Source organism: Pseudomaricurvus sp. ABR4_320 (genome assembly GCF_056159445.1).
Window position 1 is genome coordinate 258,350 of sequence record NZ_JBSWVF010000001.1, and the last position, 24,662, is coordinate 283,011.

The 24,662-nt window shown below is 48.0% G+C and carries 26 protein-coding genes; 6 read left to right on the top strand and 20 right to left on the bottom strand.

Annotated features, from left to right (window positions below):
• Positions 1–273 precede the first annotated feature (273 nt).
• Entirely contained in the window at positions 274–654 is a 381-nt protein-coding gene (locus ACXAFR_RS01050; protein WP_475170894.1) for a MarR family winged helix-turn-helix transcriptional regulator, read from the bottom strand.
• 172 nt (positions 655–826) lie between these two features.
• Entirely contained in the window at positions 827–1,462 is a 636-nt protein-coding gene (locus tag ACXAFR_RS01055; protein ID WP_475170895.1) for a glutathione S-transferase family protein, read from the bottom strand.
• 327 nt (positions 1,463–1,789) lie between these two features.
• Here ACXAFR_RS01055 and ACXAFR_RS01060 point away from each other — a divergent pair, with 327 nt between their 5' ends.
• Entirely contained in the window at positions 1,790–2,458 is a 669-nt protein-coding gene (locus ACXAFR_RS01060; RefSeq protein ID WP_475170896.1) for a TetR/AcrR family transcriptional regulator, read from the top strand.
• A gap of 327 nt (positions 2,459–2,785) precedes the next feature.
• Here the strand turns inward: ACXAFR_RS01060 and ACXAFR_RS01065 are convergent, their stop codons facing one another.
• From ACXAFR_RS01065 to ACXAFR_RS01075, 3 genes are all read right to left on the bottom strand, one after another.
• Positions 2,786–4,207, bottom strand: coding sequence for a response regulator (locus ACXAFR_RS01065; protein ID WP_475170898.1), 1,422 nt, complete (start codon positions 4,205–4,207; stop codon positions 2,786–2,788).
• A 374-nt stretch (positions 4,208–4,581) separates the two neighbouring features.
• A complete protein-coding gene (locus ACXAFR_RS01070) occupies positions 4,582–5,499 on the bottom strand; it encodes an SDR family NAD(P)-dependent oxidoreductase (RefSeq protein ID WP_475170902.1) in 918 nt (305 codons plus the stop codon).
• 269 nt (positions 5,500–5,768) lie between these two features.
• Positions 5,769–6,053 carry a DUF1330 domain-containing protein gene (locus ACXAFR_RS01075; RefSeq protein ID WP_475170905.1) on the bottom strand — a complete coding sequence of 95 codons (285 nt, stop codon included), beginning with the start codon at positions 6,051–6,053 and terminating at the stop codon, positions 5,769–5,771.
• A gap of 100 nt (positions 6,054–6,153) precedes the next feature.
• Here ACXAFR_RS01075 and ACXAFR_RS01080 point away from each other — a divergent pair, with 100 nt between their 5' ends.
• Positions 6,154–7,065, top strand: a complete 912-nt coding sequence (locus ACXAFR_RS01080; RefSeq protein ID WP_475170906.1) for a LysR family transcriptional regulator — start codon at positions 6,154–6,156, stop codon at positions 7,063–7,065.
• A gap of 79 nt (positions 7,066–7,144) precedes the next feature.
• Here the strand turns inward: ACXAFR_RS01080 and ACXAFR_RS01085 are convergent, their stop codons facing one another.
• Positions 7,145–7,831: a TetR/AcrR family transcriptional regulator gene (locus ACXAFR_RS01085; RefSeq protein ID WP_475170909.1), complete on the bottom strand. Its 687-nt coding sequence runs from the start codon at positions 7,829–7,831 to the stop codon at positions 7,145–7,147.
• Between the two features lie 50 nt (positions 7,832–7,881).
• On the opposite strand from ACXAFR_RS01085, the gene fabF reads away from it, so the two are divergent.
• A complete protein-coding gene (gene fabF, locus ACXAFR_RS01090) occupies positions 7,882–9,147 on the top strand; it encodes a beta-ketoacyl-ACP synthase II (RefSeq protein WP_475170912.1) in 1,266 nt (421 codons plus the stop codon).
• A 77-nt stretch (positions 9,148–9,224) separates the two neighbouring features.
• A complete protein-coding gene (locus ACXAFR_RS01095; protein ID WP_475170916.1) occupies positions 9,225–10,358 on the top strand; it encodes a M14 family metallopeptidase in 1,134 nt (377 codons plus the stop codon).
• 84 nt (positions 10,359–10,442) lie between these two features.
• On the opposite strand, the gene ACXAFR_RS01100 is transcribed toward ACXAFR_RS01095, so the two are convergent.
• The 6 genes from ACXAFR_RS01100 to ACXAFR_RS01125 form a co-directional block, all read right to left on the bottom strand.
• The gene (locus ACXAFR_RS01100; protein WP_475170922.1) at positions 10,443–10,721 is read right to left on the bottom strand and encodes a hypothetical protein; all 279 of its coding nucleotides are present in this window, start codon (positions 10,719–10,721) and stop codon (positions 10,443–10,445) included.
• Positions 10,722–11,056: 335 nt separating this feature from the next.
• On the bottom strand, positions 11,057–11,416 hold the full coding sequence (locus tag ACXAFR_RS01105; RefSeq protein ID WP_475170927.1) for a hypothetical protein: 360 nt from the start codon (positions 11,414–11,416) through the stop codon (positions 11,057–11,059).
• A gap of 136 nt (positions 11,417–11,552) precedes the next feature.
• The gene (gene bla / locus ACXAFR_RS01110) at positions 11,553–12,452 is read right to left on the bottom strand and encodes a class A beta-lactamase (protein WP_475170932.1); all 900 of its coding nucleotides are present in this window, start codon (positions 12,450–12,452) and stop codon (positions 11,553–11,555) included.
• 45 nt (positions 12,453–12,497) lie between these two features.
• Complete coding sequence (locus ACXAFR_RS01115; RefSeq protein WP_475170938.1) at positions 12,498–12,983, bottom strand: GNAT family N-acetyltransferase; 486 nt, start codon at positions 12,981–12,983, stop codon at positions 12,498–12,500.
• A gap of 73 nt (positions 12,984–13,056) precedes the next feature.
• A complete protein-coding gene (locus tag ACXAFR_RS01120) occupies positions 13,057–13,842 on the bottom strand; it encodes an SDR family oxidoreductase (RefSeq protein WP_475170944.1) in 786 nt (261 codons plus the stop codon).
• 1 nt (position 13,843) lies between these two features.
• Positions 13,844–14,470, bottom strand: coding sequence for an FMN-dependent NADH-azoreductase (locus ACXAFR_RS01125; protein WP_475170951.1), 627 nt, complete (start codon positions 14,468–14,470; stop codon positions 13,844–13,846).
• Between the two features lie 105 nt (positions 14,471–14,575).
• Between ACXAFR_RS01125 and ACXAFR_RS01130 the strand changes: the two genes are divergently transcribed.
• Entirely contained in the window at positions 14,576–15,463 is an 888-nt protein-coding gene (locus ACXAFR_RS01130; protein ID WP_475170953.1) for a LysR family transcriptional regulator, read from the top strand.
• 97 nt (positions 15,464–15,560) lie between these two features.
• Here ACXAFR_RS01130 and ACXAFR_RS01135 read toward each other — a convergent pair whose 3' ends face one another.
• A complete protein-coding gene (locus ACXAFR_RS01135; RefSeq protein WP_475170955.1) occupies positions 15,561–15,962 on the bottom strand; it encodes a nucleotide triphosphate diphosphatase NUDT15 in 402 nt (133 codons plus the stop codon).
• Between the two features lie 48 nt (positions 15,963–16,010).
• Complete coding sequence (locus ACXAFR_RS01140) at positions 16,011–16,952, bottom strand: AraC family transcriptional regulator (RefSeq protein ID WP_475170958.1); 942 nt, start codon at positions 16,950–16,952, stop codon at positions 16,011–16,013.
• 123 nt (positions 16,953–17,075) lie between these two features.
• Here ACXAFR_RS01140 and ACXAFR_RS01145 point away from each other — a divergent pair, with 123 nt between their 5' ends.
• The gene (locus tag ACXAFR_RS01145; RefSeq protein ID WP_475170960.1) at positions 17,076–17,912 is read left to right on the top strand and encodes an oxidoreductase; all 837 of its coding nucleotides are present in this window, start codon (positions 17,076–17,078) and stop codon (positions 17,910–17,912) included.
• 206 nt (positions 17,913–18,118) lie between these two features.
• Here the strand turns inward: ACXAFR_RS01145 and ACXAFR_RS01150 are convergent, their stop codons facing one another.
• The 6 genes from ACXAFR_RS01150 to ACXAFR_RS01175 all read right to left on the bottom strand — a co-directional run bounded on the left by ACXAFR_RS01150 (position 18,119) and on the right by ACXAFR_RS01175 (position 24,575).
• Positions 18,119–19,192, bottom strand: coding sequence for a DUF2278 family protein (locus ACXAFR_RS01150; RefSeq protein ID WP_475170962.1), 1,074 nt, complete (start codon positions 19,190–19,192; stop codon positions 18,119–18,121).
• Positions 19,193–19,265: 73 nt separating this feature from the next.
• Positions 19,266–20,396 carry an endonuclease/exonuclease/phosphatase family protein gene (locus tag ACXAFR_RS01155; RefSeq protein ID WP_475170964.1) on the bottom strand — a complete coding sequence of 377 codons (1,131 nt, stop codon included), beginning with the start codon at positions 20,394–20,396 and terminating at the stop codon, positions 19,266–19,268.
• Positions 20,397–20,760: 364 nt separating this feature from the next.
• Positions 20,761–21,339, bottom strand: a complete 579-nt coding sequence (locus tag ACXAFR_RS01160) for an HD domain-containing protein (RefSeq protein ID WP_475170965.1) — start codon at positions 21,337–21,339, stop codon at positions 20,761–20,763.
• Between the two features lie 105 nt (positions 21,340–21,444).
• A complete protein-coding gene (locus tag ACXAFR_RS01165) occupies positions 21,445–22,869 on the bottom strand; it encodes a glycoside hydrolase family 28 protein (protein WP_475170967.1) in 1,425 nt (474 codons plus the stop codon).
• Positions 22,870–23,012: 143 nt separating this feature from the next.
• Entirely contained in the window at positions 23,013–23,570 is a 558-nt protein-coding gene (locus tag ACXAFR_RS01170) for an amidohydrolase family protein (RefSeq protein WP_475170968.1), read from the bottom strand.
• A gap of 9 nt (positions 23,571–23,579) precedes the next feature.
• Positions 23,580–24,575 carry an amidohydrolase family protein gene (locus tag ACXAFR_RS01175; RefSeq protein ID WP_475170969.1) on the bottom strand — a complete coding sequence of 332 codons (996 nt, stop codon included), beginning with the start codon at positions 24,573–24,575 and terminating at the stop codon, positions 23,580–23,582.
• Positions 24,576–24,662: the final 87 nt, after the last annotated feature.

Genomic DNA, 24,662 nt, shown 5'->3' on the forward strand with positions numbered 1-24,662 from the left:
GTTGCAACAGGTATTACGGATCGACTCCATTATTGCAGCCAGATCCACCCTGCTAGAAGTCGAGGCAAGATTATTGGCTCCTACAGCCTCTAATCGATCGAACGGTTAAGAGCTAGCATTAATCTTTAAACATCAGAGACTCTTTTGAAAGAAATCTCCGTACTTTCTTCGGCTTGAATAGGCGTTCATACGACTCTAAAAATACTACACCAAATCTAACTAATTTCTTCAAAAATCAAAGTCTCTCTATAATAAAAGCAAGGTTAAGCATGACTACAGAATAGGCTTTAACAACGCCGAAAACTCTGCCTTCTGTTTACCCGTTAACGGTTCAAACACCAAACTCGACGCATTCGAAAATGACACTTTTGCATCTTCAAAAATGTGTTTTCCTGATTCCGTTAAGCGCACCAGACTCACTCTCGCATCGCGGGGGTTCGACTCTTTTTTTACAAGACCGATTTTCTCAAGAGGATTGAGCAAGCGGGTAATGCCGGAAGGACTTAAACCTACCCGTTCAGCTAGTTCATTGCGACGCATCTTTTGCGACGGCGCTAAGTGCAGCTGGTTTAAAACAAAGTAATCTGACAAGCCTAAACCATGAACAGACAGAGAAAGCCCTACCCGCTTTTGGATTTTTGCTTGCAAGTTCATAAGATCGATCACCAATTGATCAGGCGTACTATCTGTCACGGACAACCCCTTTGACTAATGCTTGAGCGTGCAACTATATGCTCTAATATTTGCACAGTCAAACATTAATCAATAATAAAGTTTGCCTATAGTCACTCCCAATTGCAATGGCGTGCTAAAGCAGCCGCAGCAGCTAATCTGCGGTCGCAAAGTGTGCCAATTGATCGTCTTGGGACTTGATAAACGCGGGCCGTGACGTAGCGCGTGCCACATAGGCTCGGCAAGCGGGATAATCGGTAAGAACGTCATGGTTATCGATCAATCGTAAAACATCGCCCATGGCAATATCGGCAATGGAGAAGCTGTCCGTCAACCACTGCCTCTCAGATAAGACTACTTCCATCCCTTTTATTCGGGCATACAGAAGCTTTTCCATGAGTTGTTGCTCGCCGGATTCGCTCTTATTAAACAGTTTTTGCATCAACCAAGGCCAGCTCGCCATTTCGACCGAATTTAGCGCGGCCAACAACCACTGCTGCACAGCGGCTCTTGTCTTGGGTTCCGTGGGAAGTAGTGATTCACAACGCTCCCCAATAAAAAGGAGAATGGCGCCACTTTCGAATATCTTGATCTCGCCATAGGTCAACCAGGGCACTTGCCCAAACGGCTGAGAATCTTTGTGATCACTCGATTTTGCACGGGAGGGGACCGTCTGAATACCGTAATCAAAACCTGCCTCTTCCAGGGCCCAGCGAACTCGCAGGTCGCGCACATTTCCACGAGCGAACTCGGGCACCCAATCAAAGGTTGTTATCGTGTAGTCCGACATGCCAACTCCCCAGTACCTGGTTTTATTCGTACACTGCTTTGTGATTCTTGCCAATATAGAGCACAGCCTACATCGACCCAAGAGCGATTGAACATCTATCGCCAATGGCATATAAATGTCCCGCGGACTCTACCGATGTTGCGCTAGGAACAGCCTTAAAAATCCATTACTTGCAAAAAAAGGACAGAACCCTGTTAAAATCCCACCGGGCGGAAACTCTACTGAATAGAGATAGACAAAACAATAACAACAGCTCAATCTTGCTGTTTGCCGTTACGCGTTGATCCGCTCAGATAGCTCAAATAATATCGATAGGAGAAATGGTTCTTGGACGAACAATCAACACCCTTACGTCTCTGGCAAGAGAAAAGAAGCGCCGATACCCGAAAAACCATTTTGGATGCCGCCAAGCGCTGTTTGATCGATGTCGGTTACATTAAATCCTCGGTCCCGTTTATTGCAGAAGTCGCCTGTATGTCGAGGGGTGCTATTTTGCATCACTTCCCCACACGGGACAGTCTCATCGAAGCTTTGATTACTGATCTCCACCAAACTCGTATGGAAAATTTTATTCGGCTTTTTCAAGATCAAAGGCAACCCCACAACAAAGAAGAAGCCTTTGAACAACACCGTCGAAGTATCCAGGCGGCTTGGACGCATTTTAACCACGAATGGTACATCGCCTATCAAGAGCTTCTATCAGCCGCTCGAACTGACAAGGATTTGTGGGCAATCATGGCACCGCTGGAGAAAGAACATTCGGTAAAATTTGACCAACTGATTGGCGAGTGGTTTCCCAAATGGCGAGCACGACACGGCTACCAACTTGGACTGGATCTCACGCAGTTTCTGATGCGAGGCATGCTAAGCGTACCAATGGACGACGATCAGCAACAACGGCAAGATCACGTACTGAATAAGTTAGCGGAGATTCTCCAGCTAATGTATGAATCTGAAGACCTCCCTCTTTCTGTCAAACCTCAGGGTACCGTCTAAATAATAACACTAAGGAGAGTATGGTTAACGACAGATATTTCTTGACGAGGACACTCAAGAGCGTGCGGCGTTATGGCTAATGCGGGAAGCACAACTTAAAAAAGATTTCATAATACTCACCCACCGCGATCAACCCTGAGGGTTGGTCGCACTGCCTTTCATCATCTTTACCGTGCACCTACCGCCGAGCTAACCGTCTTTTAAACGCTCTCAAAAAAAAACAGAACCTTACAGCGCATATTGTGATGGATTGAATTTTTAAGCGACGGGCATTCCCTTGCTTTCTCGTCGTTTTCTTAGACCGTCAAAGATAAACAATATTGAGTGTTAGAAAGTAATCTCAAGCCTGTTATTCTTTTGGGCAATCCGGTTCCATTCGCCGGCTGTCGTCGCGTAATCATTCTCGGGATAGCTATAAGAAGGAAATGAATAGTTTTGAGTACTCAAATCCATCAGAATCTGTCCATCCTTCAAAACCGGTGTGGTATTTAAGAAATTCATAAAAGATATCGATGTCTGATCCGCCACAGAGACATCTGAAACCATTGTGGAAATAAAGGTACAATCGCTTAAATTCGTATCACCTTGCGGCAACACCCACTCGCCGCCAGAACCTTGCACAACACAGTAATCACCCAAATGGGTTTCTAACGATACCGTGCCCGCAAACTGATTCGACGAGAGTAACGTCAGTAAATCCTGAACCAAGGGAATGCGCTCACTATCGAATGGCGTTTCGCCATAACCCACCTGCTGGTTTAAATTGACGGCAAGAGATAGCGAGTCAAAAACTGCCGGCCGGTCACCATTCGCGGACACTGAAGCTATTGCCGGGGCTTGTAACTGCCCTACTTCAGATATACTAGAGCGAGCAATTTCTTGATCGAGAATGTGATCGGTTAGAGTGCTGAGTTGAGCTTTTGTTGAGGTTTGCAGTTGATTGCTTGAATACATTTGATATCCGGCAAAAGACACAGCGAGCGCGACAGCACCCAACAGATAGGGTAAAGCTTGGTGGTTGAAAGAGTCTTCCCGCTCCAGCTCTACGACAGGCTCCGGTGTTGGGACCGCATCAGTGTTCACGTCTTGCGATGTGGATCTGTGTTTATCCAGTTCTTTGGTCACTTGCCGTAAGACAAGCTGACTGCTGTCTTCAATTTCCTGACGCACCCTCGTAATGTGCATTTCAAAGAGATTACTGACATGGTGCCGCACGTTTTCCAGCATTTCGGTGGCGCCCATAACGGGACGCTGCCCGGTATTTGGCAGAACCTTTGCGGCATCTGTATAGCGGCGACCGCGCTTATTAGACCTCGGAGTGAAGGAACCGGATTTCTTCTTCGGTTGCGCTACAGGCTCGTTTGCCGCCGCCAACGCAGGAACACCCAGTCTCTCCAACACCTTTTCAAGACTGGACTGCTTCATCGCCTCTTTACCGAGAATATCCAACGCCCCCAAAGCCCGAGCCTGCCCCACATATAAATCGCCACTTTCAGACGTATACATAATGACAGGAATCAACGCGGTATCCGGGTTGGACTTGATGATTCTAAGAGCTTCGAGGCCATTCATGCCTTCCATATGATGGTCCATAAAGACCACCGTAGGACGATAGGCGCTGAGGTAGCTCAACGCCTCTTCTGCAGATAACGTGGTATCTACGGACAGGTCATATTGTTCGAGCATTTTGCTCAAACGAAGTTGAGCTGTACGGGAATCATCAACAATCAGCGCGCGATGTGCGGACATACCTTGTCCTCTCAAGACAGATAGGTGTACTTCTGACCTAGCAGGCAGGATTAGCCGGGTTAGGTCGCTTCAGGCCGGAGGGAGGAAGCGTTGGTGGTTGCCAGCGCCTTGTACCCCGTTTTGAGAGAAGCATAGGAAACCTGGCTCAGAGGCACTTTGACGCACTTCACAGATTGCCAGGCGTCGTATAACCCAGGTCACATTTGGAGACTTTTGAGACGATTGTGGTAGCGAGGCGTGAATGCAAGAGGGAAAGTAACCAAACAGGCCTTTGGTTTTCGGTTTCTCGGGCAACGACTCAGAGGTTCCCTGGTGAATAACCGAATTGAGCTTAGTTTACACCTCGCAAGGGCCACGTGTAGATGGCGAAATCACTACTCGGGCAAGTACTTCTGCAGCAGATCAAAAACCTTAGGACCATCCCCCGCGTTGCTTTTCTTTAGAAACTGAAGGTTCTTTGACACAGGTTTGCGATCAAAATACAGCTTGCCGCTCTCGGGCTCCTTCTTCGAACCCAACAACCAATAGGCCGTATCGACGCCCTCTTTGGCAGTCCTCAAACGATTGGCAAATCGTTGGGTAAAGCCGGGTAAGGATTCCCTCAATCCCGGAGTGTCCACCCAGCCTGGATGAGTCGCCGCAACAATTTGTTGAGAAAATTCTTCGGCAATCAATGGCAGTACTTCAACCTGCGCTCGCTTGGTATTCGCATACGCACTGACCTTATTGTAATCATACCCCTCAAAAAACGTCTTGGCATCAAACGACTTAAGATACATACCGCCGGAAGTCATCCATACGATCCTCGCACCAACCTTAAGTTGGTTACGTTTTTGTAATCGCTTTAAGAGATAATAGTGGCCAAACAATTGTGAGGCCGCTTGCAACTCGATGCCTTGGGAGTTTGCAGAGAATTTTTCAGGCATGCCACCCGCATTTAAAACGACCCCATCGAAGACTGGCAAAGACTGAGAAGCTTCGTTGATCGCATCAAGAGCATTATCGATCGCCGACCAGTCAGCGAGATCAAATTCGATAAACTTTGCGCGAGAACACGCCGCCAAGATCGGCTCAGCTTTTTCTTTATGCCTCCCTGTAATCACCGTATGGGCCTGCGCTTCATCGAGCAGCTCACAAAGCGTCTTGCCCAAACCGGACGTACCACCGGTGATCAAAAACCGCTGTTCTGCGGAGAACTCAATGTCATCTTCAAAATAGGATTTCTGATGGCGAGCGAACCCCGTACTGTCAAAATTAAAGACAATGGATTTATCGAGCAACGCCGACCACATACCGCAGACTCCACAGTGTTATCTAATGTCATATATCTTGTGTTCTAAGAGCACACATATTTTGACATAGGCGCCAAGAACAGAATTCTATTCACTTTTACTCACGGAGTCTGAAAAAAGTTCTGAAAAGACCGCTATAGATTCACATCTCTTGGGTATGTAGCCCTAACGAATGCTGGGATGAACATCCACAAGAAATCATTTCAGACTCACCCTGAAGCCTGAAATGATCCGTTACAGATATTTGTTCCCTACTGGGTATCCCGCCTCTATATTCCGGCAACCAATTGAAACTGACTCTCGATTGCTTGATCTCTAAGCTCACCCAACGCCTGGTATGCGTCACTGTAGTACCAATCTTTGGCCTGCTGTTCAGAGGCAAATTCAATAACCGCTTTGGCAGCATACGGCTTGTTGCCATGCAACACTTCGACCTTTCCCTTTGCTATGAATTTACCTCCGTATTGCTCTACTGTCGGTGCCGCCAGTTTGCTGTATTGAGATAGTTTTTCCGCGTCAATCACATTGGTTTCAACGACCACATAGCATGTCATGAGCCCTCCTCATCGGGTATCCGATTAATAACGTTGACAAAGCATAGGCACCACCACATTATTAAACAATACTACTTATTTTAACTAACTGTTTATATTTATGAACACCGTAAAACTGGCTCCCCTACTGCTGATCTTTGCTGAGGTCGCAAAACTGCGCTCCTTTACAGCTGCAGCAAAAAAGCTGTCTTTAAGTAAATCGGCAATTAGCCAACAAATTAAACGACTGGAAAGCGAGTTAGGCATGCAACTGCTGGCACGTAATACTCGGGGAGTGGTGCTCACACAAATAGGGGAAGCATTGCTCGCAAGAAGTGAACTGTTAAGCGAACAATTGGCTTATGCGATAAACGACATTAAAGCAGTGAAAGAGCAACCCAGCGGCAAATTTAGAATATCGGTCCCACCCTTTTTTGAACGCAATGTTATCGTACCCACACTCCGTCAGTTCTGCTTAGAATATCCATTCATTGAGCCCGAATTGATGGTCACCGGGCGATGGAAAGATCTGATTCAGCATCAATTGGATGCTGCTATTTTTGGCGGCAACCTCAAAGACAGCAACTATAAAGCACAATTGATTGGCGAAGTCAGAGATCTCTTTTGTGCGACCGCCAATTACCTTCAGCGCCACGGGACACCAAGCTCACCGACTGATTTAAGCCGTCATCGATACATATCAAGCAGTTGGCATAAGGATAAACTTCTTCTCGTAGACAGAGAAAACCGTTCAAAAGAAACCGTATCGGTTGAGAACACATTATCAACAAATAATCTCCCGACGTTGGTGGAGATGACGCTCGCCGATATGGGCATCGCGCTGCTACCTGAGTTTATCTCTCGACCTAGGATTGAAGATGGACGTCTCGTTCACATCCTGCCAACTTACTCCGGCCGCCCCTGGAAATTTTATTTTCTTCACCGCTACCAAAGCAATAAACCCGCCTACGTAGAAAGGTTTTATCAACTGTTCAAACACTATGTGCATAACGTGAACGGAAATCCCGCATAACAGAAAACATTAAAGAGGTTATTTGGAGATCCTTCTCTGGACTGGATCGCGCCAAGCTGATCGAACCCGACAGAGGCAATTATCTAACGAAAACAGCCTTCTCAAACTCCCCTTCATTGGCGCCGAGCGTTGCTAAAATCTGGCGTTGAGCACTGGCCAGAATTTCGCGCTGCTCGTCTTCATGATGAAGGCTTTTGGCAATCGCTACTGCGCCGACCAAGGTCGTCACGATAACGCGGGCCTTGTCGGCAATCGTCTGTTTATCCTTGGCGTCTATCGCCAATTTTTTGAGTCGACTCAACGCCGTGATGCGTTTTTCAATCATCTTTTTCATGGAGAAATAGGACGTCTCATACAGCTCACGAATCTGTAGATTACTGCTGCCGATTTCATTAATCAGCACCGTCTCCGGCCCGGGTTTCGGCTGGCCGCTCAACTCGCGCAAATTGAGATAATCGGTAATCAAGGACATCAAATGCTTCACCGTAAACGGCGCTTTGGCAAGGCGCGGTCGGCGCACATCTTGGAGCGTATCAAGAAAGGAGGCACTGAACAGCGCTTCCTTCGATTCGAAATGGGCGTAGAACGCGCCATGTGTCATCCGCGCCAGCTTCATGATCTGGCTGATCGACACCTTGTCGAAGCCCTTGCGGAGGAAAAGATCCCGTGCGGAGTCGATAATTTTCTGCTGTGACTGAGCTTTACGGTCTTTGGAGTACGGCATAGCGATTGTCGAAATAGAGCCGGAAAATACTATCTTGATCATATTATGCCGAGCGCTAGGATGCACGCTGAAATAGCCCGGAGCAACTCACTATGCAATCGCCTATCGTTATTACAGGAATGGGACTGATCAGCCCACTTGGGTGCGGTGTCAATGCCGTTTGGCGGCGCTTGATTGAGAGTCAAAGTGGGATCCGCACGCAAGACCGCTTCGACGACAGCAGCTTTCCGATACAGATCGCGGGCCTGGTGCCATCAATCGATACGGATGCAGACGCGGGTTTCGATCCAGATAACATCGTCGATCGCAAAGAGCGGCGCAAGCTGGACCTGTTTACGCTCTATGCCATGGCAGCCGCCGAAGAAGCCCTTACGCAAGCCAACTGGAAGCCTGACGAAGAAGCCGCACAACGCGCCACGGCCACCATCATCGCCACCGGTATCGGTGGTTTCCCGACGATCACACAGTCGCACAGCACCTTGCTTCAGCGCGGTCACAAACGCATTTCGCCGTTCACGGCACCGGCGTTTCTCGCCAATATGGCGGCTGGCCAGCTCTCTATTCGATATGGCTTTAAAGGCCCCCTAGGCTGCCCCGTCACGGCCTGTGCGGCGGGCATTCAAGCGATCGGCGACGGCATGCGGATAATCCGCAGCGGTGAGGCAAAGGTCGCCTTGGTTGGCGGCACAGAGGCGTGTGTCGATCCACTTGCCCTGGCCAGTTTTAATGCCATGAAAGCCCTATCAACCCGCAATGATGCACCGACAGAGGCCTCACGACCGTTTGATCAATCTCGCGATGGTTTCGTTATGGGCGAAGGCGCCGGCTTACTGGTTATTGAAACCCTCGATCACGCGACAGAACGAGGTGCGACACCGCTGGCCGTGCTCAGCGGCTATGGCACCAGTGCAGATGCGTTTCATATTACCTCTGGCGCGGAAGACGGCTCAGGGGGCGCTGCGGCCATGAGCAGTGCGCTGGCAATGGCGGGACTTTCAGCGAGCGATGTCAACTACATTAACGCCCATGCGACATCGACACCGGTAGGCGACAAAGCCGAAATCACCTCTTTAAGAAAGGTCTTTGGTGACGCACTTGCAAGTATTCCGATCTCATCAACCAAGTCCGCAACCGGACATCTGCTCGGTGCTGCGGGTGGGGTCGAGAGCATATTCTCAGCGATGGCGGTGCGCGAAGGTTGCCTGCCCCCCACCCTCAACCTGCAAGCCCCCGATGAAAGCATCAACGACCTCGACTTGGTGCCAAAACAGTCACGCTCAGCGCCGGTACAACACGCGCTTTGCAATGGTTTGGGGTTCGGTGGAGTCAATGCGGCGGTGGTCATTAGCCGGGCGTGAGCGTGGACTGTCGTTGAGCCTTGTCAGCCGTTCGTAAGGCTTGTATCGTCAGGCACTTTTCTGCTTAGGACGCCACCATGAAAATCTCCACGGGTTTTGACAGCGGTAATATCGAATGCCATGACTGTACAGAGCCATCGAATGTGCGCTTGTCGATTCGCAAAGACCATAATTCTGACTTCTATCAGTGGTTCCATTTTCGCGCCAGTGGCGTGCGCGATATCGACTGCCGTTTTGTAATAGAAAATGCTGCGGATTCCGCCTACCCGGGCGGCTGGGAAGGCTATCAAGCGGTCGCCTCCTATGATCGAGAGTTCTGGTTTCGTGTCGCCACCAACTACACTAACGGCGCGCTCAGCATAGAACACAAGCCCTTACACAATAGCGTGTACTACGCCTATTTTGCCCCCTATCCGATGGAGCGGCACGCAGACCTTGTCGCGTCAGCTCAATCCTCTCCATTGGCTAGCCTCGAGGTACTGGGCGAAACCCTCGACGGGCAGGACTTGGATTTATTGACCATCGGCGATACCGACTCGGAAAGACTACCCGTCTGGGTAATCGCGCGTCAGCATCCTGGTGAATCCATGGCCGAATGGTGGATGGAGGGCTTTCTCGACCGGTTGCTCGACGAAGATGACGCCGTTTGCAAGGCCCTTCTCAAGCAAGCGCGGTTTTATGTCGTACCGAATATGAATCCCGATGGCAGTCGTCGCGGGCACCTACGGACCAACGCGGTAGGCGCCAACTTGAATCGCGAATGGCAAAACACGACCATGGAAACCAGTCCAGAAGTGTTTATGGTGCGCGAGCGTATGCACAAGACCGGCGTTGCCTTCAGCCTGGATGTCCACGGTGACGAAGCGCTGCCCTATAACTTTATCGCGGGCACCCATGGCATTCCCGATTGGACGCCGGAGCGCGATGCCGAGTTGAATGCCTTCCGCGAAGATTATCAGGCGATTAACCCAGATTTTCAGACCACACACGGCTATCCGGCCAATGCTCCCGGCACCGCCAACCTCTCCATGTGTTCTAACTACATTGGCCACACCTTTGGCTGCTTGGCGATGACCCTTGAAATGCCGTTTAAGGATACGGCCGATACCCCAGACACGTTACAGGGCTGGTCACCGGAGCGATCGAAACGCTTGGGCGCATCGTTTATTGATGTACTCTGGGCACACCTGCGCCGTAACGCGTCAAAATAAACGTTTCTTATGCGCGCTTTGACGCTGATCTCGAGCACAGGTTGCTCGAGATTCTAGACTTGCGCCGATCATCACATCTGCCGATCATAGAATCGGCAGCAAAAAACTGAGGAGCAGAAAGACGATAAACGCATAACCGCACACCTTGCCTTTTTGACTCAGCTTGTTTTCCGGCTCTGCCCCGGAAAACAACCGTAATGGATACTCCGCCGACACAGTTTCTTTCGACACTTCCGCAAGACAGACCATCGCGATACCGATCAAAATCGTAGGAAGCTCACGAACTAAAAAGCCTGTGACCAAGGAGAAAGCGCCAATGCAATATAAAAAAATACTTGGCCAATGAATCGGTTTCCGTTTCACACCTAATCCTTTATTCACGCGAGAAAACAGCATTGTCTCTCAAAGTGAAATGAAAACTCAACCTCAGACTGGTATGGATAACAGCCCACAGTACTTCCGTATGTCTACTTAAACGGAAACCACTGAGCATAAAAACGGTTAACCCAAATAAGGCCTATGTAACCTCAATACAATTTCAATCGTTTGATCAGGGCTCAATTTTCTATAGGTATTGAAAACAGATGACGAAATAAGCGCGCACTTAATAAAGAGAATAGACAAGATTCGCTAGGGTGTGAGCTACATAGTGTAGTTCGGACTTTATAGACCTGCAGGATTATCAACCGTCTTATGCATTATTTTGGTGAGTTACCTTTATTCGCCGCTCTTCTGCCACTTCTTTTTTTGCGCAACTCCTGTTTATTACCAACATGACTACGAAGGGAGCAATCGGGAACTTTTTTGAAACCTTTACGACGGATAAGCTTCTCACTGGAGACTACGTCAGCCTCTACTTCCAGAGAGAAATCTTCTACAAATGATTGGTTCGCGAGACGCGAAAGTTGATGGGAAGGAGTCCGAAACGATCGGGAATTAATTTTCTTGTTACGACGAATACTTTTTCGGCTCCCTTTATCATTTTCGCCATAGCAGTTACGTCGATCTTTATCGTAATTTAAACGTTTCTTTTCCTGAGGGTTCTTTATACTGCTCATAGTTAAATCATTGTATCGTTATCAACCAACTCGAAATCACGAGGAGATTTTGAGTTTCACCTATAACATATTTAACTTGTGGCTACTGCATCGTCAACCTCTTTAGAGCCTCTCTCAGTTATCCGAAGATTTAACATTAAAGAGCGGGTTTAAGTGCGAGTACGACAGCCTTTCCAATCATAGCAATCGCGTGATTTCGATCATCGAGCGTCGCTTCGGTATCCGCAAAATACAAGGCAACAAGCATTGGTTCTTGCTCCGGAGGCCATATGATTGCCGTGATCGAGCGGGCGCCAAAGCCACCCGCCCCGGTTCTATCAGCGATAACCCACCCCTCGGGCATTACTGATCGGAAAAGCGCTCCCGCCACTTGATTACCCTCGAGCCAAGCCTTGAGCTGATGTTTCGAGCCCTCAGACAGCAAATTACCAAAAAGCAAGGCATTGAGATTTTGAACCATGGCATTGGGTGTGGTCGTGTCCCGTTTATCGCCAGGAATCGCCTCGTTGAGCGCTGTCTCCCAGCGATCAAGACGCGTTACATCATCCCCCAGAAGCCTGGTAAAGGATGTAACAGCGACTGGGCCACCCATTGCCTTTAAAATAATGTTCGCAGCCGTATTGTCGCTCATCGTTAACGCAGCCTGACAGAGCTCCGCCAGTGACATCGATCGAATACCAGCATAGGTTTCCGTAACGGGTGAATAGGTCACAAGGTCAGACTTGGAAAACGTCAAGGTTCGCTCCAGATTCTCCTTCCCTTCGTCGACCCGGTGAAGCAAAGCCGCACAGGCAAGTGTTTTAAACGTGCTGGTCATGGGAAACCGTTGATCCGCATGATATTCCCAGCGCCGACCTGTCGAAGTATCGTAGGCAGCGAAACCCACGCGCGCATCAATACTAAACGCCGCATTTTTTACCGCCTTAATAAGATCATCTGAGTTCTCCGCCAACGCAGGAGATGTTAGAAACATCACCCCCAAAAACGCGGGAGAGCAGATAAATGCTACAGCTAAAATACTAGGTTTTTTCCACATAATGATCTAATAGCAGACCTGAGCCCATGGACGAGCGTCAGGGGTTTACAATGATTGGGCTGATATCGATTTTGACATATTAAACCCCGTGATAGAAAAACCAATTTCTTTATACAGCTTTAGCGCCCGCTCATTGTGGTAGGCAACTCTGAGCTTGATTTGATTAATTCCCTCAGCGAAAAGCTGCTTTTCCAATTCTGACATCGCTTGTCGCCCAAACCCAGAATTTCTGTACTCTGGAAAAACAGTGAAGTCATAAATAAACGTTGATGCTTCGGTGGCACTGATGCAATGCCATAAGTAGCCAATCAGAGTTTGTTGATTCTCTAGAAGGGTATCGATACAAAGTAACGAGTGCTCGCTGCTGTCTGGCCCCTTGGGGAAAAAAGAGTCCAAATCCTTTTTCGCCAACGCCAAAGCTACCTCAATGGGCTGGCCGTAGTTTTCCGCAATATCCTGACCATAGTCATCAATAAAGTATTCGCTGTATGCCGGAAATTCGTCTTCTCGCATTCTTCTGAGTATCACCATAAAAACCCCTTATTTCGGCTACCCTAGTCGACAGGTTACTGGGAATTAACCTATTTCCGGCATACAAAAACGATTACGGCGACGTCGACACCGGAATCCCCACTCGACGCCTCCCCTCCTCGGTTTTAAGTGAAAAGTCGGTTCCAGCAAATTCGCCGCCTTCTGGTCCACATAAAAACGCTATCGCTTCGGCAACCCAAGACGCCGGAATATGGCTCGACCAGTCGAGATCACTCACGGCATTTATTTTGGCGTCTCGTATCTTTGCCATCATATCTGTCGCAACGGTTCCCGGTGATAGACCTATAACCCGAATATTTTTGTCTCGAAGCTCATTGTGAGCAACTTCCGTCAACTTCTTTGCCGCTGCTTTGGTCGAGCAGTAATGGCTCCATCCAGGCAATGCGCTGTTTGCGGCGCCCGAACTGAGATTGACGACCACGCCGCCACCGGCTTTGACCATGTGCGGAACGACAGCGCGCATACAATGATACACACCTTTAAAATTGACGTCCGCCGCAAGCGACCATTCAACCGGATCACTGTCAATCAAAAACGCTAGTGGATCGATAACACCGGCGTTATTGATTAGAAAATCTATACGGGAGACCTCTAGAAGAGACTGATCAACAACAGATTGTACCGATAAATAGTCGCTAACATCGCAAACAAAAGACAATGAATGGCCGCCTTTATCGGCAATACTCATGTTTGCTCGGGATAATTCACTTTCCGTGCGCGCGGTTAAAATGACCGTGGCGCCAAGCGACGACAGCAATTCAGCAGCAGCAAAACCGATACCCTTACTCGCCCCCATAACGAGGGCTGTTTTTCCAGAGAAATTAAGAGAGTGCGACACCTTACTTACTCCCCAAAGACGCAATAATCTCATCATGAAGAGCGCTTTTGATCGACGCCAGTTCACTGGCCTCAAGTATGGAGGTTCCTTCTATTCGAAAAACCTGTGTTTCTTCAATCCCAAGAAACGACATCAATGATAGTAAATAGGGCTCGAAAAAGTTCATAGCAGTCAAACCGCCGCTTTCTGTATATCCGGTCGCCCCATAGGAAAGCGCCAATACCGCCCTCTTCACACCGACGAGGCCATGAAAACGTTCGCCATCAAAGCCGAAGGTTTCATTGATTCGCACAATCTGATCAATCCACGCTTTCAAGCACGAGGGAATGGAAAAGTTATACATAGGGGCACTGATAATCAGTATCTCAGCCGACTGCAATTCGGCGATAAGCTGGTCGGATAATTCGGTCGCTTTGCGAAGCTCAGGCGTGAGATTTTCTTTCGATGAATAAAAACCGCTTATTGTCTCTTCTGAAATAAACGGAATCTCCATTCTGGATAAATCCCGCCGCTGCACAAGGCTCCCAGCCTGCTGAGACAAGAGCGTCTCCTCAATGAGATCAGCAATAGATTTGGAATGGGAATCTGATCCTCGCGAACTGGAATCTAAACGTAAAATAGACGACATAATGTGTTCTCCTGAAGAGCTGTAATAGAGTCAGCACACCTTATTTACAACAGAGAACGAAATAAACTACACTCGACGCAATTGATTAATGCAGATTTCGCACGAATGAATCTTGATCAGATCAAGTTATTTATGGACGTTTACAAAGCTGGAAGCTTTGCCGCCGTCGCCAAAGAGCACAATATTGCACCGTCATCGGTATCTCGCGCGGTAGCCACCTTAGAAGAACAGCTGAACGCTCGACTCTTTCAACGAACAACCCGCAGCCTTGCGCCCACCCAACTAGGGGAACACTATTTCCATAGAATCGAAGCGCTCATTGAAGAGCTTGAGCTCGCCCGCCAGGAAGTTTTCTCCCAAAGTGCAGACCCGTTTGGAACTTTAAAGGTAACCGCCTCAACATCTTTTGGTCAGATGCTTTTGGCGCCGCTCTTAAAAGGGTTTTGCAATCTCTACCCTAGGGTTAATATTGATTTTGTTCTTGCCGATACTCAGTCAAACATCATTGAAGAACAATTTGATCTCGCGATTCGCCACGGTGGCCTAAGGGACAGCAACTTAATCGCTAAAAAACTGTTGGACGTTCGCTATTTACTCGTTGCCCATAAACATTATCTGGCCAAATCCAATCCTATTAAACACCCCAATGACATCAACAACCATGCGTTGATCAGTTTCGGCTACAGAAAATTTAATCATGTTTGGACATTCCGCAACGGAAAGCACACGGACAGTATTGCTATAAAACCTATAGTGACCACAACGACCGCCGCTGCAATCAAAGCATGTGTTTGCAATGAAATGGGGTTGGGGTTGCTGCCCGACTGGAGCATTAAAGAAGAGCTGGAATCGGAGCAGCTAGTCAATCTATTTCCAAATATTCATATCTCCGGCACAGATTTCGAATCATCTATTTGGCTGGTTTATCCTTCCAGACGTTTTATTCCAGCCAAAACCACGGCATTTATAGAATATTTACAGCAGTGTATTTAGCAGTCGATTGAGTTTCGTTTTCGAGGTAGGCCCAGCAAGGCAAAAACGAAAATCAACGACCTGTATGTAAAAGGACTCCCTTGTATTTGCTGCAGTTTTACTCAAACTGATACTTCTCTAAGAAGTTCTCCAGCGGAAGAAATAACGATGAGGGAAGTTCATTAAAAGAAAACCACTTCCAATGCAGACACTTTTCAGGCTCCAGGACTTGGGGCTGACCCGCAATGCCTTCTGCCTTCACAAAAAGCGTTATGTAATGCTTGTCTTCTCTTTTAAAGAAATCATTGGTAAATCCCATTTCTATGACCGACTCAATCGTTAATCCGGTTTCTTCAAGGGTTTCCCGCTGGGCGCAATCAAAAAGCGTTTCGCCAAACTCTAAATGACCTCCAGGTAACGACCAAGTATTGGCGCCATGAGAACCAATGCGCTCCCCTAGCAAGACACATTCGTCCCTGACGATCAATACACCAACGCCAACTTTGACTTCGTTTTTCATAAGTATCTCGTATGCACTCCATTCAGCGGATTAAGGTCTAGCGGGCTATCAATGCGACGATATAAAGTCTGCATTTTTATGACCGGGCGGTATCGAAAAATACATCTGCATGCGCGCAACCTCTTCTTTCGGGGGTAAACCGAAGAGACGCTTAAATTCCCGATTAAACTGAGAAGGGCTTTCGTAACCCACGGCTTGACTGGCGGACAGCGCAGAGAGTTTCTGCCGAGCCATCAGCAATCTCGCCTGGTGCAGTCGAACAGATTTAATGTACTGAATGGGCGAATGATCTGTGACGCTTTTAAAATGCTGATGAAAGCTTGGCTTGCTCATGGCGACCGCCTCTGCAAGTTCAGCAATGGAAAGCGCCTCATTGTATCGAGCGTGAATCAATCGTAAGACCTGATTGATCTTACCAAAATGTCCCTGCATGGAAAGCGCTGAACGCAGAACCCCACCTTGTTGCCCCGTCAAAAAATGAAAATAAAGCTCTTTCAAAAGTATCGGCCCCAACACAGCCGCCTCAAGCGGTTGACTTAACACGCCTAAAAATCGGAGCACACATTCGCTTAACGTTTTGTTCATTGGGCTGGACATCATACTTCTGGGCAAAATCGAATCGGGCGGCCCACCGTGTTGATCAATCTGAAACATCAGCTCAGATGCCAGAGCAAAGTCTAAATGACAATACATGGCTAACAATGGCTTGTCTAAAGAGGCGTCGGTCTCCATGGTAAATGGTACGGGAGCCGATACAGCAAGGTACTGCTGGGCATCATACTGGTAAACCTGATCACCGAAGTATCCCCGTTTGCACCCCTGCCCAACAATGACAATTCCAGGGTCATACAGAACCGGTGTACGGGACAAAGGCCTGTTTGACCGGAGCACTCTTACACTGGGAAGCGACGTGAGGTTGTATCCCTCTTCAGGCGCCAGATCCAGCAGTAGACTTGATATTGTTTTTTCACCACATGTATTCATTGTCATTATTGGCTTTTGCGAGCGCACCATTAGACATTCAGAGTTTTGTGCAATGTTTTCAGACTATATGACGCGAAAACCCAGGGTACAACCCATTAGTATGCACACAACAAAAGATTGGAGACCCATATGACGCAGCCAAACAAAACCCTTTTGATAACAGGTGTCAGCAGTGGCTTTGGACAAGCTATCGCGGAAAAAGCTTTGACAATGGGCCACACAGTCATCGGTACCGTCCGCAAGCCGGACGATATTGAAGTATTTGAGTCTTTGGATCCTAATCGAGCCCATGGTCAGCTGCTCGATATTACCGACACCAATAGAGTATTGGAGGTTGTCACATCTATGGTCAACAAACTTGGCCCCATCGATGTGTTAATAAACAATGCCGGCTATGGCCACGAAGGCATATTAGAAGAATCCAGCTTAGACGACATTCGCCACCAATTCGATGTGAATGTGTTTGGCGCTATATCGATGATAAAAGCCGTATTACCCTTTATGCGAAAGCGCCGCAAGGGTAATATTTTTAATATAACGTCCATGGGTGGATACATCACCATGCCGGGCATTACCGACTATTGCGGTAGCAAATTTGCCTTGGTAGGAATCTCGGATGCACTCGCCAAAGAACTGGCACCTTTTAATATCTCTGTAACGTCAATTGCTCCTGGCTCTTTCCGTACCGATTGGGCAGGACGTTCTATGGTAAGAACACCTCGTAGCATCCAAGACTACGACAGACTCTTTAATCCCATTCGGCAAGCCAGAGAAGCCAAGCACGGCCACCAACTGGGGGATCCTCAAAAAGCCGCTTCAGCAATTCTGTCCTTGCTGGACATTGAAAAGCCTCCGCGGCATTTGTTGTTAGGCAGTGATGCGCTAACACTCGTGAGAGAACATCTGCAATCCTTCTCTGAAGAGATTCAGACATGGGAGGCACTGACACGGTCAACCGATGGATAAGATCTCAATCAACCAAAATCAGCTGTCACGAGACGATTGCCAAAAAGACGAATAGGCATCAATTCTCGTATCATACTTAAAATATGGCAGCTCTGGCCGTGGGTGATATCCACCTTATAGGACAGCACGCAGGTGATCATCACTCTGGCCAGACATCCCGATTTGGCAAAAATAATTTGAAAAAAAAACCTCTCGTAACACAGGGGTTAACGACGGAACAATGTGATTTCGCCTGATTTACTGGCCTCTTCTGCCGTGTAGTTTACGCCATCCACTTTCAAATCGTTTTGATCGAGTAACGTGATTAACCCGCCGCTGTTAGACAGTGGCACACTGCCCATGGTGACCGCACGAACCTCCCCTGGCTCCAGCCAGATATCTTGCGACAAACTGTGGGCGTCGTCGTTACGATTCAACAACTTCCAACCACTGAGAGACATTCCGGACTTACTGCGGTTCATTAAATATACCAGCTCCGGCCTGCCGGTATGGTCTGGCTCACCCTCTGGGCCCTCTGGGTTTATGAGTGCGCCGACAATGGCGACACGGCGATCGTCTTTGATAATATCATCGTCGTCGGGCCTTGGTATAACCGGGCTGCCGTCGTCTGGCTCGGGTCGCGTATGACCGAGCAGCTCGCCAACCAGTTGAGAATTTTCGAGCGCATTACCGGTCGTTTCGTCCGTATGAATAGCTTGAGAACCAAAGGCTAAGAATAACGCCATGTAGCGCTTGGTATCCGGGTCTTGGATGATCAAGCCACCATCCTGCCAAATCCCGTTGTAGCGAGCAAAACTGCCCGCACTGCCCTGGTTCATATGCACGTCGTGAATGCCTTTCATATTGCTATAGGGTTCGCCAAACAGATAGATCTTAGATTTCTTCTCTGAGGCGGTTGTTAACAGCGGCATCATGACGTCCAGAAGGTCATTCTCTGCACCTGGGATGTCATGAGGCAGCAGGATGCCGTCTTCAAAGTTCAACAAGTTCCCCCGGATATAATCCAGCGCCGCGCCGCCCGGCTGCTTGTCAAGCACATGCCATCCCATTTCAAGCGCTTCCAGCTCTGTCAAAATAGGGTGCTGGAAGTTGTCAAAGCGATAAAACGCAAGCTCAGATATGGCGCTCTTTGACTTCACATTGATGGATGCACGAAATTCCGCGCCGCTCCCGTCTTCATAAAACAAGTGGATGTGTGGAGAATCCGGATCATCTTGCGCGGTTTCCGCAGTCACACGAGCTGCCGTTGCACACCAAACACCGTATGGATTAATAGGCATTTCTATTTCTCCCTGTAGAAGTGGCTGAGGAATTCAGCCGACTCTGGCTTTTGTAGATTTTCGAACGTTTGAGTTAGGTTAGATCGAGATCAACCCATATCCCGTGATGATCAGAAGCAGCGAAATGGGGCTCTGTGAGGTCGTCGTACATTTCCCAGCGATTCGACGCTGTATAGACGCCCTTACGGAAGATGCCGCCCTTTTGTACCTTGTCCCACAAGGCGGGTGACAGCAGGATGTAGTCAATTTTCTTACTATCCGCACCGGTGCCAAAGGTACCTATCCCGCGATCATCCGTTGATGCGTTAAATTCGAATTCAGTAAATGCTGGATGCTTGGTCACCTCCTCTAGGGAAGTATTCAGGAGAGGCTGCAACTCCTCACTGTCTGGCGTGTCGTTTAAATCGCCGAGTACAATGATGTTGTCTATGCCTTCTGACAGCAAACGCTCATAGTACTGGGCCGTGAAGCGGGCCTGAGCAGCTCGTTTGTCCTTTGAGGACTGGTCATTGCCGCCATATTTCGATTTGAAATGATTTGGCAACACGGCAATCGTCTCACCACCAGGTGTTTGGAGTATGTACTCCGGACAATCCCGTGAAAATACCGACTTACCATCGTCTAGAACTTCATCGACGTGACTGCGCATTGACGGAATAGAAAAGCCTTCTTTAGCCATAATCCCCACATCAATGCCACGCCGATCATTCCCGTCGATCACCATCATTTGTTTGTAACGTTCATCCGAGAGTCTGGCATAGATGAAGTCGTGAAACTCCGTAAGAACTGGCCGACTTTCAATCTCAACCAATGCCAGGATATCTGCATTCATATCCTTAATGACACGAGCTGTCATGGTAATGGCCATTTCATCGACCGGCTCAGTCTTTAATTCTAACCAACCGACCCAATCAGCACGGCCATTGGCCTCTATTCGCACGGGGCCGCTTCTTGGACGAACAACGATTTTTCCGCGAATTTTTCGCAACCAAACATTGGCTCCCTCGTCCCGATTCAAAATCCCGAGATCGTCCATAAGCGCGAGCATTCTCGCTTTATCGGAGTCGCTGTAGGTTTCTTTTTCAAACAGTGTATTTAACGCTGCATGAGCATCCAACACCTCTTTATAAGCGTCAGAGCCCTCATCATTAAAAGCTTTAATACGGTCAAACAGATTTTCTACGTTGAAAGCCGCGATACGCATGTTCGACACCTCATAAAGGCTAAGAAACGTCTGAGTTAGGAAAAAGTCTATCGAGCTGATCTTCTAGCGTTATACGCTAGCAAGACAATAGAACCTTAACTACCAACTATTCACAGTTATAGATTCATTAACTGCCAATATGTTTCGAGTGATGGAAAGAGAGTTTTCGTGACTAGAAAATATCTGTGACATCGAAAGCGAACTGTTGTTATGCCCCAGATTGACAATACACTGTTTTTGTTAAGAAATTACGACAGATTAAAACTGAGTGGCCGTTATGAATGAGTGGCTTTTAAAATCAGTTATTTACATTATGTTTAACGCTAGAACGTCGAAAGCGGAAGCATTTTTCGCAGATCAAATATTAGGTTTCTGTACCTAGCTGCTCCAAATATAACCTCATAAACCTTGTTCTTCTCTCTGCTTCCGCTTTCGCAGGTGCTGTATTCATGGTTTCTGATAACTTCAGTAACTTGGCATAAAAGTGGTCAATGGCATAGCGCTGATCGTTAGGTGCACGAGTAGTACAAAACGGATCCTCCCATTGGTAAAAATCCATGCCCAGTTGAGCGCTCACCTGAATGCAACGTGCGATACCGATTGCACCTAAAGCATCGAGCCGGTCTGCGTCCTGTACAATTTTTGCCTCCAGCGTCTCTGCATTTACCTTGGCACTGAAACTGTGGGCATGGATCGCATGATGAATCGCGGGTAGGAACTCCTCTGGATATTTGATAGACGCCAAGAATGACGTCGCCTTCTCTGCTGCCAATTGAGAGCTGATCTTTCTTTCGGGATGATTTTTAGGCAGCGAAAAACAGTCGTGTAAGTAAGCCGCAGGCAACACAACCTCAAGCTGTGCAGCTTCTGCTATACTTAGGGCCTTTGCGGTCTTCACGACTCGCAAGACATGATTGATATCATGAGCGATATCTTGCTGCATTTCAGCTTGAATGTACCTCAAGCACTGATTTTCATAGTCGTTGATTAAAGGCATCGCGGAAGAAGAAATGACGAGGGCGAGTGAATGACCGCGCCCAGAATGCCCTTACGCCATCGTGAAATCAACAACGTTGCTGTTTTGGACCGGGTTTTCAACGGTAATCTTGACCTTAATATTTGAAAGAGCCACGGATTTAACAGGCAGTTCAGCGTCGCCCGAAATCTTGCAGAGATAGTTTGCCTGATCAATGAGGAAATTACTGAGATAAACATGTTCGATCTCTGTAAGCCGACGCTCGTAGGTTGGCACCAAATCTCGCCATTGGTAGAGAACATCCGTCGCAATGTCCAGCGCGCCACCACCGATGGTTTTCGCCGTAATATCTTTCACCCAAATATTCCGAACGAAGCCCCCTCTGCGCTCGTTGGTTTTTATAAAAACAAGATTTCCGGTGCCCTCATAAGCCGTGCCATCGTCAAATTGGCAATTATGTACAAACACATTTTCAATACCGCCCGAAAGCTCGCTACCAATGGCCAGCAATTGATGGGCTTGCTTGATACGACAATTGCGAACGACGATATTTTTACAGGGTGTATTGAGCCGCCACGCGTCCTGATTGCGACCTGATTTTACAGCAATGGCATCATCGCCTTGGTCGAAAACGCAGTTCTCAACCAACATGGATTGTGTCATTTCCGGATCGACACCATCATTGTTATGTCCATGGGCTTTCACATTCACGCGACGAATGACGACCTCTTCCGTTAGATAAGGGTGTAGAACCCAAAACGGGCTATTTTCGATGCTAACGTCTTCGATCAGTACATGGCGGCATCGATTAAATTGTACAAAATGCGGGCGTAAATTTGCGCCTTCATAGGTCATTACCCGCTCTACTACGGCTACATCTTTCGATGCCATATGATACAAAGCTGCGATCGCGTCTAAATGCTCTTGAGTACGCTCATACCAAATCCGCCAAACATCCAGCTTTGCCTGTAACTTACCCTTGCCTGTTATCGCAATGTTCTTACATTCAAAGGCGTAAATTAATGGTGAGTAGTTGTAACATTCCAACCCTTCCCAGGTCGTCATGACGGCGGGCAAATAATCATTCGGATTTTCGGAAAACAGCAAGGTTGCATCATCGTCTAAGTGTAAATTGACATTGCTTTTTAAATGTATTTTCCCACAGGACCATTCACCTGAAGGAATTAAAACGCGCCCGCCTCCCGCTTGGCTCGCCAATCCGATGGCTTGCTCGATTGCTGCCGAATTAGCTGACAGATCATGAGGTTGGGCGCCATAGTCCCGAATATCGAAGACTCTAACCTTGGAAAAATCCGGAATACGAATAACCGGCATGTCAAACGGCGCCTCTACCGAAAGGGATTCGGTCTGCAACGTACCGACAGCTTGCTGAGAATGATCAATCTCTGTACAGCCGGTAGGAACAATGGTCGCGGCAGCCGCCTGTAGTAACCGTCTTCTTGATAGTCGATACAACAACATTTGATCATTATCCATTATTAGCCACACTCTTTTAAGGAGTAATCATGCTATCAAGAATAACGCGACATCCATTGAGATCATTTAAACGATCAACAAAAAAGTTGATATCTGAACCATAGATCGCCCTCAAAGAATAGGCAGCAGTATTTTAACGTTTGTCAATCAACCAATTGAACACGCATCAAAGGACTCGCCAAAAGATTGTAGAGATAGCGCATATTGACTCGTATACTTTTCGCAGAATCAATTGCGAAGCGATCTAACGCCTCCAACGCGTCTTGGTCAAAATAATGCCCGGCAACCATGACTCCGAAGATGTTGGTGGTATAAGCGATATTCAGAAACGGGTTGCTATTGAGTAAGAGCAGATCTGCCTGCTTGTTGAATTCGACACTTCCGAAATCATCTTCCATCTTGGCAAATTTGGCGGCATTGATGGTCGCCGATTGAATGGCGGCCAGTGGTGTTAATCCCGCATCGACCAGCATCGCCAACTCATCGTGCAGGCTCGAACCGGTAAATACATAGGTATCAATGTTATCCGTTCCTGCCAACACTGTTACACCAGAAGAAGCCGACAGTTTCACGTGTTCGGATGCTGCCGTAAAGAAATCCGCATGGACGAAGTTGCCGTGTTGATCATAACCTTTTGTCGCAGCTCGCTCGATGTCCTGCTCCCACAACAATGTTCTAACGATATTGGGAATGTACCGCAAGCGCGTATCTTACCGAAACGACTTATCGATTGCTTTCGCACTCATCTGCAAGGTAGTTAATGTAGGAACCCAATGGGTGTCTGATGCCGCCATGTCCGCCATTTTCTCGCGGCAAGCATCCTCATCTTGGTCTGCCAACAGCTCTCGAATAAACTGAGCATTATAGTGAGAGATGGGATCTTCTAATGCTCTAAATTCTTCCATACCTTTGTAACATTCGAACATAAACAGCCGGCCGTGCTCGATACTGGACATCCCCGCTGCAAGCGCCTGTTCTAACGACACCGTCAACGGCTTATGACCGGCGATATCAAGCTGGTGCTGCGCTGCAGCTTCCGATAAATAACGGAATTGTTCCGACGTGAGCTCTGTGTAAGCCTTAATAAAGTCAACGCCCTGAGCGGCATAGAATTCAGCGAGCCGCTTTGCGTCTTCATAGGATTGCACACGGAAAAACTCAGGAAAGCTATCGGGAACCTCTCCACCACCATTGGTTTGATAACTGCTTTGTAATGAGTAGCGTGGTGATACGAGCTCCCCTGCAATGGACTGGGTATTCCACTGCTCTCTGTCTACAGGACACGCCCAGTAGCTGTCGTCTTGATCCAAACAGCCAGACATATCCCGAATCGACGTTACGCCGTAGCGGATAAACAGCGGATGATGCAATTGCGGCGAGATTTTTAGACTGTGGGTATGCATATCCCAGAGACCAGGAAGAAGGTACTTACCCTTCCCAGCGATCACATGGAAACCGGGCGGAATACTAAGCTGGCTGCTGGACGCAATTGACGTGATACGCCCATCCTTCACCAAAACGGTCATGTCCTCCTTCACAGAACCGTCAATGGTGTTTAGGATATTGACATGGGTGATGGCAAAATCGTGTTTAACACCGACCAATGGTGCAGTATTTAAAGGAAGCCAGAGAGAAAGCGCAACGGCAAACAGCAACAGTGCTGTGAGTATGATGGCGTATTTAAGAAGACGTCCTTTTCTTGTCACCTGCTATATCACTCCGTTTTATGTATGATCCGGGGTAAATTCGGCAAAGCTAAAACTCAAATCCTTTAACCTTAAACCCTTTAGTGC